Here is a 12,467-nt window from a genome sequence, read left to right on the forward strand (position 1 = left end):
GATGTCAGGACTTACCAGTGCGCGGAACGCCGGTGACTTTTTTGGAACCGATGAACCGGAAGTAGGCAAAGCCCATGCCCAGCAGCACCAGGACGGTGATGGCCTGGACGGCCAAGGGGCTGCCCGTGGCAACGGCCACTGCCGCCTGGACCTCCGACTTCACCATCACCGGAGGTTTGGTGGGAGTAGCGATGATGGCGGGCGCCGTGGACTGCGCCGGTGTGGGCGTGGGTGTTGGGGTCGGGGTTTCCGAGGGAGTCTGCTCGGGGACTGGGACAACCGGAGCTACGACGGCCGGCGCTACCGGTACAGGAGCGGGAGTCACCACCGCAGGAGCGGGCGCTGGCACCGGAACAGGTGCTGGCGCGGGAACAGGGGCAGGTGCTGGAGCAGGAGCCGGGGCGGGCGCTGGTGCAGGAGCCGGGGCGGGCGCTGGTGCAGGAGCGGGCGCAGGAGCCGGTGCGGGCGCCGGAGCCGGAACAGGTTCGGAAGGGACCGGAACGGGTTCAGGAGCAGGCTCAGGAGCGGGGTCCGCTGGCTGAAGAGGATCGCCGGAGCCGGGCGAAGGAGCCGGGGTCGTGGTCAGGAATCGGACGAGAGGGTGGGGAACGGCTACCGCAGCATTGGCGGCTGTCGCCGTGCCCATGACTGAAGCGGCTAGAAGCAAAGCTCCCAGCCCGATCCTTATGGATTTCTTTCGGCTGCACGACGTCATCGACAGTCCCTCCCCCACAGTGCGAGATTGAATCAGGTGTGCGTTATGCGGCCAACACTAACGTCTTTGTCGGCAGAGCCCCAGAGGTGCACGAGGTCCCAGTCTACTCGAAGGCTTGAGTCAGGCTGTTTCAAGTGATGTTACCCGCACTCCTGAACCCGTAACCGTAGCGCCACGCGGTCCCGGCTAAGCTGGATAAATGCTCCGATTCAGCCGTCCGGTTTCCGCGCGCCTTGCCATTACTTTGGTCACCGCCGCGACCGCCGTCGCACTTTCATCCTGCTCGCCGGTGGTCGACGTCACGCCCGCCAAGGATGCCGCGAACGCGGCCTGCGCGCCGATGATGCTGGCCCTGCCGGACGCGATCGGCGATGCCAGGCTGCGGAAGACCAATGCCCAGGCGACGGCGGCCTGGGGCGATCCGTCCCAAGTGATTCTGCGCTGCGGCGTCAACGTTCCCGGCCCCACGACGGACCGCTGCGTCAGCGTCAACGACGTCGATTGGGTCATCAAGGAAGGCAACCCCGTGTGGACGTTGACCACGTTCGGCCGCGAACCGGCCACGGAGATCCTGATGGATCCGGACAAGATCAGTTCGGCCACCGTGCTCGCGGACCTCTCCGCCGCCGCGCTGAAGATCCCGGCAACCCGGAAATGCGTGGGCCAAGAGGACCTGCAGAACCTGCCCACCAGCAAGTAGGTCCGGGCAGGCGCGTCCGCGCCCGCCCAGTCCCAGCAGCAGACCTAGCGCAGACCGGTCTTGCGGTGCAGGGCCAGGTGGATCAGCTCGTCAATCAGGTCGGCGTAGCCCAGCCCTGAGGCCTTCCACATCTGCGGGTACATGCTCTTGGGCGTAAACCCGGGCATCGTGTTGATCTCGTTGATGATCAGTTCGCCGTCAGGGGTGTAGAAGAAGTCAACCCGGCTGAGTCCCTCGCCGCCGACGGCGTCGAAGGCGACGGCGGCCAGTTCCCGAACGCGGGCGATCGCTTCTTCGGGGAGGTCGGCCGGGCAGCTGAGGGCCGCGGCGTCGTCCACATATTTGGCGTTGAAGTCATAGAACTCGTGTCCGCCGCCCGCGACGGAGATCTCGCCCGGGCATCGACGTCCGGGGGGCATCGGTCCCCCGGCCCTCCAGCACGGCGCATTCGATCTCGCGGCCCGTGATGCCGGCCTCGATGACCAGTTTAGGGTCGTGCTCGCGGGCGATCTCTATGGCGGCGTCGAGGCCATCGAGGGAATCCACCTTGGAGATGCCCATGGAAGACCCTGCCCGGGCGGGCTTGACGAAGACCGGGAAGCCGAGCTGGTCCACGCGCTTGCGGACGGTCTCGGGGTCGTTGCGCCACTGCCGGTCGGTCACGGCGATGTAGGGCCCCACGTGGAGCCCGGCCGATTCAAAGACCACCTTCATGAAGTGTTTGTCCATGCCGACGGCGGACGCGAGCACACCCGCGCCCACGTATCGGGTGTCGGACAGTTCCAGGAGGCCCTGGATGGTTCCGTCTTCGCCGAAGGGACCGTGCAGCAGCGGGAAGACGACATCGACGGCGCCGAGCTCCTGCGGAACAGTGTTCGGGGCTGCGACGATCAGCTGGTGCTCGCCGCCGATCTCGGCCAGGGTCACGGTCTGCGCCGAGGGTGCCACCTCGGGCAGCGACGAGGAGGAGAGCGACCACTCGTCGGTCCCGCCGGAGGCCAAAACCCACTGGCCGGTCTTGGCGATCCCGATCGGGATGACGTCGTACTTGTCCTTGTCGATGGCGCCCAGCACGCCGGCAGCTGTCACGCAGCTGACGGCGTGCTCGCTGGAGCGGCCGCCGAACAGCACCGCCACGCGGGGCTTGGGCTGGCCCGTACGGCCTTCTGTGGTCATGTTGTTCTCTGACACTCTCAGTGATCGCCTTCGGGTTTCAGGTCCCGGGACAGCAGCAGCGGCCCCAGTTCGTCTACGGACAGTTTTCCGGCAAGGACCGCGACGACGGCGGCCGTGATCGGCATATCCACGCCGAGCTTTCCGGCAAGTTCGTGGACCGCCTGGCTGGACTTGATGCCTTCGGCCGTTTGCTTCATTTCGGCGGTGACCTGCTCGAGGGTCAGCCCCTTGCCCAGCAGCCTGCCGGCCGTGTGGTTTCGGGACAGGGGGGAGGAACAGGTGGCTACCAGGTCACCCAGTCCGGCAAGCCCCGCCATGGTCCTGGCTTCGCCGCCCAGGGCGAGTGTCAGCCGGGAGGTCTCCGCCAGGCCGCGGGTGATGACCGAGGCCTTGGTGTTGTCGCCCATCTGCTTGCCTTCACAGATGCCGACGGCCAGGGCAATGATGTTCTTGACGATCCCGCCGATTTCGACGCCGATCACGTCGCTCGTGGTGTACGGGCGGAAATAGGGCGCGGTACAGCTGCGCGCGATCCAGCCTGCGGTGCTCGAGTCCGTGCAGGCCACGACGGATGCCGTTGGCTCCTCCCGGGCGATCTCCATGGCCAGGTTGGGGCCGGATACCACGGCGACCCGGTCCGCGGGCAGGTCCAGTTCCGTGCAGATGACCTCGCTCATGCGGGCGTCGGTGTGGAGCTCGAGGCCCTTCATCAGGGACACCACGACGGCCCCAGGCGCCAGATGCTCCTTCCAGGCCTTCAGTTGCGGCCGCAGGGTCTGTGCCGGCACGGCCAGAATGACCAGCTCCGCGCCCGCCAGGACCTCGGAAACGTCCTTCGACGCCGTGATGCTGGACGGCAGCGTGATGCCCTTCAGATACTGCTCGTTGCGGTGCATGGTATTGATCTGGTCCACGACTTCGGGCCGCCGGCCCCAGAGGCGGATGTTTCGCTCGACGCCGGAGGCTGTGGCGGCGTCGGCCACGACCTTGGCGAAGGTCGTGCCCCAGGAGCCTGCCCCCAGGACGGCCACTGTGGCGGCGGACCCGGACTCGCGGGTGGCCGGCATCGCCAAGTCCGCCGTCACGCTGTGACGTCCGGGTCTATGCGGCCGTGCGTTGGCTGGTTGTGCGCTGCTGGGTTCCACCGCTGGGCGGGCGGTTGTTCTCCGCGTAGTCCCGCCAGGAGGCCAGTGATGGCGTCCATGATGGCATTCGTGGCTGAGTCCAGCGTTGCCTTGTCCAGCGGGCGGCCCTCAAAGGCGCTCAAATCCACGGGATCCCCGACCACCAGGCGGGAAGTCTTGCGGGGGAAAATGTAGAAACGCTTCGCATACCGCGGGAAGACCTCTTGGGCACCCCAGTGGGCCATGGGCACCACGGGAATGCCGCTCTCCAGCGCCATGCGCGCCGCACCGGTGCGCCCCTTCATCGGCCAGAGTGCCGGGTCCCGGGTCAGGGTTCCCTCCGGGTAGATGATAATCGCCCCGCCTTCGTTCACGATCTCTTTGGCGAGTTGCAGCGAACGGTTCGCCCCCGTCGTCGAACGTTCCACCGGGATCTGTTTGGTCGATCGCAGGACAGCGCCCAGTACCGGGACCTTGAAGAGGCCGGCCTTGGCGAGGAAATGCGGCATCCGTTTCTGGTTGTAGAGCATGTGCCCCACCACCAGCGGGTCGATCTCAGTGCAGTGGTTGGGCGCGGCGATGAAGCCCCCGGCGGGGAGCTTTTCGAGGCCTTCCCACTTCTTTCCCATGAGGAGGTTCATCACGGGACGGATGATCCCGGCGACTGTCACGAACGTGACGTGGCTCTTGGCCGATTCCTTCACAGGTCCCCCGCTACTTGACCGAGGTGATGTCGAAATCGGCGCCGAGGCCCGCGAGCTTCTCGGTAAAGCGCTCGTAGCCGCGGTTGATGATGTCGATCCCCGTGACGCGGGAGGTGCCGGTGGCGGCCAGGGCGGCAATGAGGTGGCTGAACCCGCCGCGCAGGTCCGGGACGTCGATGTCGGTGCCCTTGAGCTGCGCCGGACCGGAGATGACGGCGGAGTGCAGGAAGTTGCGCTGCCCGAAGCGGCACGGCACGCTGCCGAGGCACTCGCGGTGGACCTGGATATTGGCGCCCATGCGGATCAGTGCATCGGTGAAGCCGAACCTGTTCTCATACACGGTCTCGTGGACGATCGAAACGCCCTCGGCCTGGGTCAGGGCGACGATGAGCGGCTGCTGCCAGTCCGTCATGAAACCGGGGTGCACGTCAGTTTCGAGGACCAGGGGGTTGAGCTTGCCGCCGCGGTGGTAGAAGCGGATGCCGTCGTCGCCGATGTCCATGCCGCCGCCGACCTTGCGGTACGTGTTCAGGAAGGTCATCATGTCGCGCTGCGTGGCGCCTTCGACAAAGATGTCGCCGCGGGTGACCAAGGCCGCGGAAGCCCAGGAGGCGGACTCGTTGCGGTCCGAGAGGGCGCGGTGGTTGTAGCCGCCGAGGTCCCGGACCCCTTCGATGCGGATGGTGCGGTCAGTCTGGACGCTGATGATGGCGCCCATCTTCTGCAGCACCGCGATGAGGTCCACGATTTCCGGCTCGGTGGCCGCCCCGGAGAGTTCGGTGATGCCTTCGGCGCGCGTGGCGCTCAGCAGGACCTGCTCTGTGGCGCCCACGGACGGGTAGGGCAGCGCAATCTTGGCGCCCTTGAGCCCGTTGGGCGCGGAGATGTGGATGCCGCCGGGGCGCTTTTCCACGACGGCGCCGAACTGGCGCAGGACATTGAGGTGGTAGTCGATCGGACGGTCGCCGATCTTGCAGCCACCCAGGTCCGGAATGAAGGCCTCGCCGATGGCGTGGATCAGCGGCCCGCACAGCAGGATCGGGATGCGCGAATCGCCGGCGTGGGCGTCGATGGCCGTGCTGGAGGCCGTCTTGGCGCCCTTCGGGTCAAGCGTCAGATCGCCGGTCACGGGATCCTTGTCGACCCTGACGCCGTGGAGCTGGAGCAGGCTCGTGACAACCTCGACGTCCTTGATTTCAGGCACGTTGCGCAACACCGATGGCTCATTGCCCAAAAGGGCAGCAACCATGGCCTTGGGGACAAGATTCTTGGCCCCGCGAACGGTGACGCGGCCAGTTAGCGGGACGCCTCCGCGGATTGTCAGAACACTACTCATATACCGGTTTCCTCACGACTACTCGCCCCCAAATCCTTACAAAGGCTCCAGCTAAGCATAGGAGCATCCGTTACCGATCTGAAATACAGAGCGGTTCCAGCGGCCTCGTGTTGGCCCTGTCGGCACGGGTGCGGCACCGCTTTCGGGCCTGCGGACGGTGCGTCGGGTGGGCGCGGAGGGCCCGCCGGGTGGGACCGAAGACAGAACCGACTCCTCCGAAGAGGAGAACCCTTCGAATACGATCGTGAGATGCCTCGCCTAATCGCTCCGGACGTCAGTTATCACTCCTCTTGGCTGGAAGGATCCGCCGAATTTGACGGTGCCCACCGGGACGGCGCGGGTGCGGAGGACTGGCCACTGGAAGAACTCGACGACGACCACTCGTTCCGCCGCTTCGTGGATGCGCTGGTCAACGATGCCCGGCCGGAGAGCCCGCGGAAACCAGGGTACGTACCCTGCACGTACCTGTGGATCGTGGACGGTGACACCTTTCTTGGCTCATTGGCCATCCGACACGAGCTGAACGATTTCCTCCTCAACGAAGGTGGGCACATTGGCTATAGCGTGAGGCCTTCCGCACGGCGCCGCGGCCACGCAGCTGCTGCTTTGGCCAGCGCCCTGCCAATTGCCCTAGAACTGGGCATCTCCCGGATTCTCCTCACTTGCGATGAAGATAACGCTGGTTCCCGGGCCACCATCGAAAAGAACGGCGGCGTCTACGAAGACAGCCGCAACGGCAAACGCCGCTACTGGATCGAGCCCGCCTAACCGGAAGCACATGTAGAGGGAAGCACCTGATTGTCGTACCCCCGGAGGAGACTGGCTGCATGGACGGCAATCAGGGGCCCGAAGTGGTTCCGGCGGGACACGGCGACGGCGGCCTCGGCCGCGCCGGGAGCCGTCCCGCCACCGGCGGGCGGGGTGCCGCAGTCTGTAATGCCGCCATCGGTGCGGCGACCACCCACGAGTCCCCGCGGTCTGTCCGCCCGTCTCGGTCTCCGCTAAATGTCCGTCCCCCGGAGGAGACTGTATTCATGGACGGCAATCAGGGGCCCGAAGTGGTTCGGGCGGGACACGGCGACGGCGGCCTCGGCCGCGCCGGGGGCCGCGCGGGCGCCGGCGGGCGGGGTCCCGGAGTCTGTCATGCCGCCATCGGTGTGGTGACCACTCGTTGGTCCCCGCGGTCTGCCCGCCGGCTTCGGCCTCCCGTTAGTGTCGTACCCTCGGAGGAGACTGGGTTCATGGACGGCAATCAGGGGTCCGAAGTGGTTCCGGCGGGAGACGGCGACGGCGGCTTCGGCCGCGCCGGGAGCCGTGCCGCCGCCGTTCCGGTCAGTGCTCCGGTGGCCGTCGAGGACCTGGTCCGCATGATGTCGGAGATCCTTCCGGCCACGGACAGTGCCGGGATCATTGACCGGATCCGGGAACTGGAGGACTGGAAGTCCGCCGCGTCCGCGGAACAGGCCCGGCTCGCTGTGGCCCTCGACCTGCTCCAGCGCCGCGAACAGGCCGCCGCCGGAGTCCCGGCCGAGAAGCTCGGCGCCGGGATCGGCGCGCAGCTCGCCCTCGCCCGGCACGAATCCCCCGCCAGGGGCGGCCGGCTCCTGGGCCTGGCCAAAGCCCTCGTGACCGAAATGCCCCACACCCTCGCCGCCCTGCAGGCCGGACAGCTCAACGAATGGCGCGCCACCCTTTTGGTGCGCGAAACGGCCTGCCTGACCCCGGCGGACCGGGCCGCCGTTGACGAGGAACTCGCGCCCGACGCCGGAACGCTCGCCGGGGCCGGTGACCGGTCCCTGGTCGCCGCGGCCCGCGCCGCCGCGTACCGGCGTGATCCCCGCACCGTGACCGAACGCGCCGCGCACGCCGCCACCGAGCGGCACGTCAGCCTCCGCCCGGCCCCCGACACCATGTGCCACCTGACCGCCCTGCTGCCCGTGACCGCCGGCGTCGCCGTCTACAAGGCCCTCACCGGGCACGCCGACACCCTCCGGAGTAGCGGGGATCCCAGGGGCCGCGGGCAGCTGATGGCCGATGCCCTCGTCGAACGCACCACGCGGCACCCCCGGCGGGATCCGCGGCGTCGAAATCCAGGTCATCATGACCGACCGCACCCTGTTCCAGGCCGACTCCGAACCCGCCCGGCTCCCCGGCTACGGCACCGTCCCCGCCGGCTGGGCCCGCACCCTCATCAACCCTGCGCCGGGCGGCGCACACGGCAGCGAGGGCGGCACTCCCCCGGGACACAGTGGTCCCCCTGGGCCCGGCGCCGCGGCCCCGGGCACGGACACGGACACAAACGTTGACGGCCAGTCCGGCGGTCCCCCTCAACCCGGCGGCACCGCCGGCGGTCCCCCGTCCGGCAGCCCCATCAGAACCCGTGACGCGTCCCGGGCCGCCGATGACCCCGCGTTCACCCTCTGGCTCCGCCGCCTCTACACCCACCCACGCACCGGAGAGCTCATCGCCATGGACTCCCGCGCCCGCCTCTTCCCACCCGGCCTGCGCCGCTTCATCCAAACCAGGGACGACACCTGCCGCACCCCCTACTGCGACGCACCCATCCGCCACCTGGACCACATCATCCCCTGGCACCACGGAGGAGAAACAACCAGCACCAACGGCGCAGGCCTCTGCGAAGCCTGCAACCACACCAAAGAAACCCCCGGCTGGAACGCACGCCCCAGCCCTGAAGCCGAACCCGGCAACGGCAGAAACAGCCGGCACAACATCGAACTCACCACCCCCACCGACCACACCCACCACTCCCCCGCACCACCACTGCCGGGGACACCGCTTCGCCCATCAGCCACAGATCAGCCAGGGCCCCGCCAGCTTCACCTGATCCGGGTTCGGGCGAAGGCCCTCAAGAGCCGCAAACGCGTTGCCGTCGCGGCGGCCTGAGCGCGGTTAGTGCCGAACAAAACACGAGCACCGCACAAAACACGAGCACCGCACAAACACGAGCACCGCACAAACACGAGTGCCGCCGTCGAGTCTTAAAACTCGACGACGGCACGTCATTACCGGGCGCATCGCCGGGCCCTTACTCGCCACTCCGGAGCCCCGCCCGAGCCTCGGACAGGACCCGGAGCCTCTGCGTGGAGCCGCAGCCCAGAAGCCTCAGCCCCCGGCCCTCAGGTCTGGGACTTTAAGACAACCGGGCAGGCAGCGTCTTGGGCTTGAAGGAAGGCCGGGTGGCCTCATACGCGGTGATGTCGGATTCGTGCTTCAGGGTGAGTCCGATGTCGTCCAGGCCCTCCAGGAGGCGCCAGCGTGTGTAGTCGTCAATCTCGAACGGCGCCACAATGTTGCCGCATTGCACGGTCTTGGACACGAGGTCCACCGTGACCTCGGTGCCCGGGGCGTTTTCGAGTTCTTTCCAAATGAGCTCGATGTCGTCCTGGGCGACTTCCGCGGCGAGCAGACCCTGCTTGCCGGAGTTGCCCCGGAAGATGTCGGCAAAGCGGGAGGACAGGACCGTCTTGAAGCCGAAGTCCTTCAGCGCCCAGACGGCGTGCTCGCGGGAGGAACCCGTACCGAAATCGGGACCGGCCACCAGAACGGATCCTGCGTTGAACGGCGCCTGGTTCAGGATGAAGGACGGGTCCTTGCGCCATGCGGCGAAGAGGGCGTCCTCGAAGCCGGTACGCGTGATGCGCTTGAGGTACACGGCGGGGATGATCTGGTCCGTGTCGACGTTGCTCTGGCGCAGCGGGACACCGATTCCGGTGTGAGTGGTGAACTTTTCCATGGCGGATCCTTCGGGACTGTATGGATCGAGGCTGTGTGGCTCGAGGCTTCGGATCTGGGCGGGGAAGGCGGTGACTACGCGGCGGAGTTTACGCGGCGTCGACTCGGACCGCCGCGGACTCCGGGGCAGGGTCCAGATCCGACGGCGAACTCAGGGTGCCGCGGACCGCCGTCGCCGCAGCGACAACCGGCGAGACGAGGTGGGTGCGGCCACCCTTGCCCTGGCGCCCCTCGAAGTTGCGGTTGGACGTGGAGGCGCAGCGCTCCCCCACCTCCAGCTGGTCCGGGTTCATGCCCAGGCACATGGAGCAGCCGGCAAAGCGCCATTCGGCCCCGAAGTCCTTGAAGACCTTGTCCAGGCCCTCGGCTTCAGCCTCGAGGCGGACGCGGGCGGAACCGGGCACCACCAGCATCCGCACGGCGGGGTCCTTGGTCCGGCCCCGGATGATGTCGGCGGCGGCCCGGAGGTCCTCCATCCGGGAATTCGTGCAGGAGCCCAGGAACACCGTGTCCACCCGGATGTCCTTCATCGGAGTGCCCGCCTCGAGACCCATGTACTGCAGGGCGCGTTCGGCGGCGGCCTTGGCGTTCTCATCGCCGAAGTCATCCGGCGAGGGCACCTTTGCGGACAGGGACACGCCCTGGCCCGGGTTGGTTCCCCACGTCACGAACGGTTCGAGGGTGTCGGCGTCGAGGTCCACCTCGACGTCGAACGCTGCGTCGTCGTCGGTGTGCAGCGTGTTCCAGTATTCGACGGCGGCATCCCAGTCGGCGCCCTCGGGCGCATGCGGGCGGCCGTGCATGTAGTCGTACGTGGTCTGGTCCGGAGCCACCAGCCCGGCGCGGGCGCCGGCCTCGATGGACATGTTGCAGATGGTCATCCGGGCTTCCATGGACAGCGCACGGATGGCGGAGCCGCGGTATTCCAGCACGTAGCCCTGCCCGCCGCCGGTGCCGATCTTGGCGATGACGGCCAGGATGATGTCCTTGGCGCTCACGCCGGGGCGCAGCGTGCCCTCAACGTTGATGGCCATGGTCTTGAACGGCTTCAGGGACAGCGTCTGGGTGGCCATGACGTGCTCCACCTCGGAGGTGCCGATGCCCATGGCGAGCGCCCCGAAGGCGCCGTGGGTTGAGGTGTGCGAGTCGCCGCAGACCACGGTCATGCCGGGCTGCGTGAGGCCCAGCTGGGGGCCCACCACGTGCACGATTCCCTGCTCGGCGTCGCCGAGGGAGTGCAGGCGGACGCCGAACTCCTGGCAGTTGTTGCGCAGGGTCTGGATCTGGGTCCGGCTGGTGAGATCGGCAATTGGCTTGTCGATATCCAGCGTGGGAGTGTTGTGGTCCTCGGTGGCGATGGTGAGGTCCGGCCGGCGCAGCTTGCGGCCGGCGAGCCGCAGACCTTCAAAGGCCTGCGGCGACGTCACCTCGTGCACCAGGTGGAGGTCGATGAAGAGGAGATCCGGCTGGGCGTTGGCTCCTTCGCCGTCCCCCTTGCGCACAACGTGCGCGTCCCAGACTTTCTCGGCCAGTGTCTTTGCCACGGCCTGCTCCCTTCACTGCGGTAAGTATTGTGCGTTCCGACGGACTATCTCTTCCACTGAACCAGCACAGCCAAGTAATACGCCAGCGCGCTGACTTGCATCTCAGATAATGAGACGTCAATATCATTACATGGACAATTCTAGTGGAGTCGGTGTCATCGATAAAGCGGCCCATGTGCTTGACGCACTTGAGGCCGGCCCCACCACCCTGGCGCAGCTGGTGGCGGCCACGGGACTGGCCCGGCCCACCGTGCACCGGCTGGCTCTCGCGCTGGTGCACCACAGGCTTGTGAGCCGCGACATCCAGGGCCGCTTCGTGCTCGGGAGCCGCCTGGTGGAACTGGCCTCCGCCGCCGGCGAGGACCGCCTCATCGCCTCCGCCGGCCCGGTGCTCATGCAACTGCGCGACGCCACCGGCGAAAGCGCCCAGATCTTCCGCCGCCAGGGTGACTGGCGCGTCTGCGTGGCCTCCGCCGAACGCCCGATCGGGCTACGCGACACCATCCCCGTCGGCACCCAGCTGTCCATGAAGGCCGGCTCCGCCGCCCAGGTGCTGCTGGCGTGGGAGGACCACGACCGCCTCCTGGAAGGCCTCCAGTCCGCCCGCTTCACCCCCACCGTCCTGGCGGGAGTACGACGCCGGGGCTGGGGCCAGAGCCTCGGCGAACGCGAGCCCGGCGTCGCCTCCGTTTCGGCCCCCGTCCGCGGGCCGTCCGGCCGCGTGATTGCCGCGGTGTCCATCTCCGGCCCGATCGAGCGCCTGACCCGCCAGCCGGGCCGGCTGCACGCCGAAGTAGTCTGCAACGCCGGCCGTGTCCTGACTGAAGCGCTGCGCAAGACCAACGACTAAGTATGCTGTGCCCATGAACAGCTATGCAGTGTTCCTGCGGGGCATCAACGTGGGCGGCATCAATATCAAGATGGCCGATCTCAAGAACGCCCTGAAGCCCCGGCCATTTTCGGGCGTCGTGACCCTACTGGCCAGCGGGAATGTCGTGCTGGCGAGCGAACTGGATCCCGCCGGCGTGAAGCAGGAATTTGAGGCGTGCCTGCGGGAATCCTTCGGCTACGACGCCTGGGTGGTGGTGCTGACCGCGGACCGCGTGGCATCGCTGGTCGACGCGTGCCCCTACCCGGCCGACGACGCCTCCACCCATACGTACCTGACGCTCGCCTCTGACGAGGCGGTGCTCTCGGAGCTCTTCGAGTCAGGCAGTGCCCTGGCGGGGGCCGAGCTTACCCGGCTGGGCCCCGAGGCCATGGCCTGGCTCGCCCCCGCCGGCGGCACCCTGGACAGCCCTTTCAGCAAGCTCTCCTCAAAGGCCAAGTACAAGGCCGCCACCACCACCCGCAACCTCCGCACCATGATCAAGGTCCGCGACGCCGCGGCCGGGATTTAGGCGGGGCTCCCGCCG

The 12,467-nt window shown here is 67.5% G+C and carries 11 protein-coding genes and 2 pseudogenes; 5 read left to right on the forward strand and 8 right to left on the reverse strand.

Annotated features, from left to right (window positions below; translation table 11 throughout):
• Positions 1-4: 4 nt before the first annotated feature.
• Positions 5-166 (reverse strand): hypothetical protein, encoded by a 162-nt coding sequence (locus ABH915_RS15120; protein ID WP_018773503.1) that lies wholly within the window; start codon positions 164-166, stop codon positions 5-7.
• Between the two features lie 748 nt (positions 167-914).
• Between ABH915_RS15120 and ABH915_RS15125 the strand changes: the two genes are divergently transcribed.
• Complete coding sequence (locus ABH915_RS15125) at positions 915-1,415, forward strand: DUF3515 family protein (protein WP_370122771.1); 501 nt, start codon at positions 915-917, stop codon at positions 1,413-1,415.
• A 44-nt stretch (positions 1,416-1,459) separates the two neighbouring features.
• Here ABH915_RS15125 and ABH915_RS15130 read toward each other — a convergent pair.
• The 4 genes and pseudogenes from ABH915_RS15130 to murA form a co-directional block, all read right to left on the reverse strand.
• A pseudogene (locus ABH915_RS15130) lies at positions 1,460-2,591 on the reverse strand (D-alanine--D-alanine ligase family protein).
• Positions 2,592-2,608: 17 nt separating this feature from the next.
• Complete coding sequence (locus tag ABH915_RS15135) at positions 2,609-3,658, reverse strand: NAD(P)H-dependent glycerol-3-phosphate dehydrogenase (RefSeq protein ID WP_370125015.1); 1,050 nt, start codon at positions 3,656-3,658, stop codon at positions 2,609-2,611.
• 14 nt (positions 3,659-3,672) lie between these two features.
• Positions 3,673-4,419: a lysophospholipid acyltransferase family protein gene (locus ABH915_RS15140; protein WP_370122774.1), complete on the reverse strand. Its 747-nt coding sequence runs from the start codon at positions 4,417-4,419 to the stop codon at positions 3,673-3,675.
• Between the two features lie 10 nt (positions 4,420-4,429).
• Positions 4,430-5,755 carry a UDP-N-acetylglucosamine 1-carboxyvinyltransferase gene (gene murA / locus ABH915_RS15145; RefSeq protein WP_026266446.1) on the reverse strand — a complete coding sequence of 442 codons (1,326 nt, stop codon included), beginning with the start codon at positions 5,753-5,755 and terminating at the stop codon, positions 4,430-4,432.
• 249 nt (positions 5,756-6,004) lie between these two features.
• On the opposite strand from murA, the gene ABH915_RS15150 reads away from it, so the two are divergent.
• The gene (locus tag ABH915_RS15150) at positions 6,005-6,523 is read left to right on the forward strand and encodes a GNAT family N-acetyltransferase (RefSeq protein ID WP_370122778.1); all 519 of its coding nucleotides are present in this window, start codon (positions 6,005-6,007) and stop codon (positions 6,521-6,523) included.
• A gap of 233 nt (positions 6,524-6,756) precedes the next feature.
• Here ABH915_RS15150 and ABH915_RS15155 read toward each other — a convergent pair whose 3' ends face one another.
• Positions 6,757-6,900, reverse strand: a complete 144-nt coding sequence (locus tag ABH915_RS15155; RefSeq protein ID WP_370122781.1) for a hypothetical protein — start codon at positions 6,898-6,900, stop codon at positions 6,757-6,759.
• 96 nt (positions 6,901-6,996) lie between these two features.
• Here ABH915_RS15155 and ABH915_RS15160 point away from each other — a divergent pair.
• Positions 6,997-8,659 (forward strand): annotated as a pseudogene (locus ABH915_RS15160) (DUF222 domain-containing protein).
• A 247-nt stretch (positions 8,660-8,906) separates the two neighbouring features.
• Here ABH915_RS15160 and leuD read toward each other — a convergent pair.
• Together leuD and leuC are read right to left on the reverse strand one after the other, a co-directional pair.
• Positions 8,907-9,509 carry a 3-isopropylmalate dehydratase small subunit gene (gene leuD, locus ABH915_RS15165; protein ID WP_026538920.1) on the reverse strand — a complete coding sequence of 201 codons (603 nt, stop codon included), beginning with the start codon at positions 9,507-9,509 and terminating at the stop codon, positions 8,907-8,909.
• An 88-nt stretch (positions 9,510-9,597) separates the two neighbouring features.
• On the reverse strand, positions 9,598-11,052 hold the full coding sequence (leuC, locus tag ABH915_RS15170; RefSeq protein WP_026538921.1) for a 3-isopropylmalate dehydratase large subunit: 1,455 nt from the start codon (positions 11,050-11,052) through the stop codon (positions 9,598-9,600).
• 130 nt (positions 11,053-11,182) lie between these two features.
• Here leuC and ABH915_RS15175 point away from each other — a divergent pair, with 130 nt between their 5' ends.
• Both ABH915_RS15175 and ABH915_RS15180 read left to right on the forward strand, forming a co-directional pair.
• Complete coding sequence (locus ABH915_RS15175; RefSeq protein ID WP_026266447.1) at positions 11,183-11,902, forward strand: IclR family transcriptional regulator; 720 nt, start codon at positions 11,183-11,185, stop codon at positions 11,900-11,902.
• A 13-nt stretch (positions 11,903-11,915) separates the two neighbouring features.
• Positions 11,916-12,452 (forward strand): DUF1697 domain-containing protein, encoded by a 537-nt coding sequence (locus ABH915_RS15180; RefSeq protein WP_370122786.1) that lies wholly within the window; start codon positions 11,916-11,918, stop codon positions 12,450-12,452.
• The last annotated feature ends 15 nt before the right edge of the window (positions 12,453-12,467 follow it).

This window comes from Arthrobacter sp. MW3 TE3886 (assembly GCF_041262145.1).
Taxonomy (GTDB): Bacteria; Actinomycetota; Actinomycetes; order Actinomycetales; family Micrococcaceae; genus Arthrobacter.

What these genes read in the sequence shown, in the direction of transcription:
- ABH915_RS15125 (WP_370122771.1), top strand. Translation starts at nt 915, where the DNA reads ATGCTCCGATTCAGCCGTCCGGTTTCCGCGCGCCTTGCCATTACTTTG.
- leuD (WP_026538920.1), bottom strand. Translation starts at nt 9,509, where the DNA reads ATGGAAAAGTTCACCACTCACACCGGAATCGGTGTCCCGCTGCGCCAG.
- ABH915_RS15120 (WP_018773503.1), bottom strand. Translation starts at nt 166, where the DNA reads ATGGTGAAGTCGGAGGTCCAGGCGGCAGTGGCCGTTGCCACGGGCAGC.
- murA (WP_026266446.1), bottom strand. Translation starts at nt 5,755, where the DNA reads ATGAGTAGTGTTCTGACAATCCGCGGAGGCGTCCCGCTAACTGGCCGC.
- ABH915_RS15175 (WP_026266447.1), top strand. Translation starts at nt 11,183, where the DNA reads ATGGACAATTCTAGTGGAGTCGGTGTCATCGATAAAGCGGCCCATGTG.
- ABH915_RS15180 (WP_370122786.1), top strand. Translation starts at nt 11,916, where the DNA reads ATGAACAGCTATGCAGTGTTCCTGCGGGGCATCAACGTGGGCGGCATC.
- ABH915_RS15155 (WP_370122781.1), bottom strand. Translation starts at nt 6,900, where the DNA reads ATGACAGACTCCGGGACCCCGCCCGCCGGCGCCCGCGCGGCCCCCGGC.
- ABH915_RS15135 (WP_370125015.1), bottom strand. Translation starts at nt 3,658, where the DNA reads ATGCCGGCCACCCGCGAGTCCGGGTCCGCCGCCACAGTGGCCGTCCTG.
- ABH915_RS15150 (WP_370122778.1), top strand. Translation starts at nt 6,005, where the DNA reads ATGCCTCGCCTAATCGCTCCGGACGTCAGTTATCACTCCTCTTGGCTG.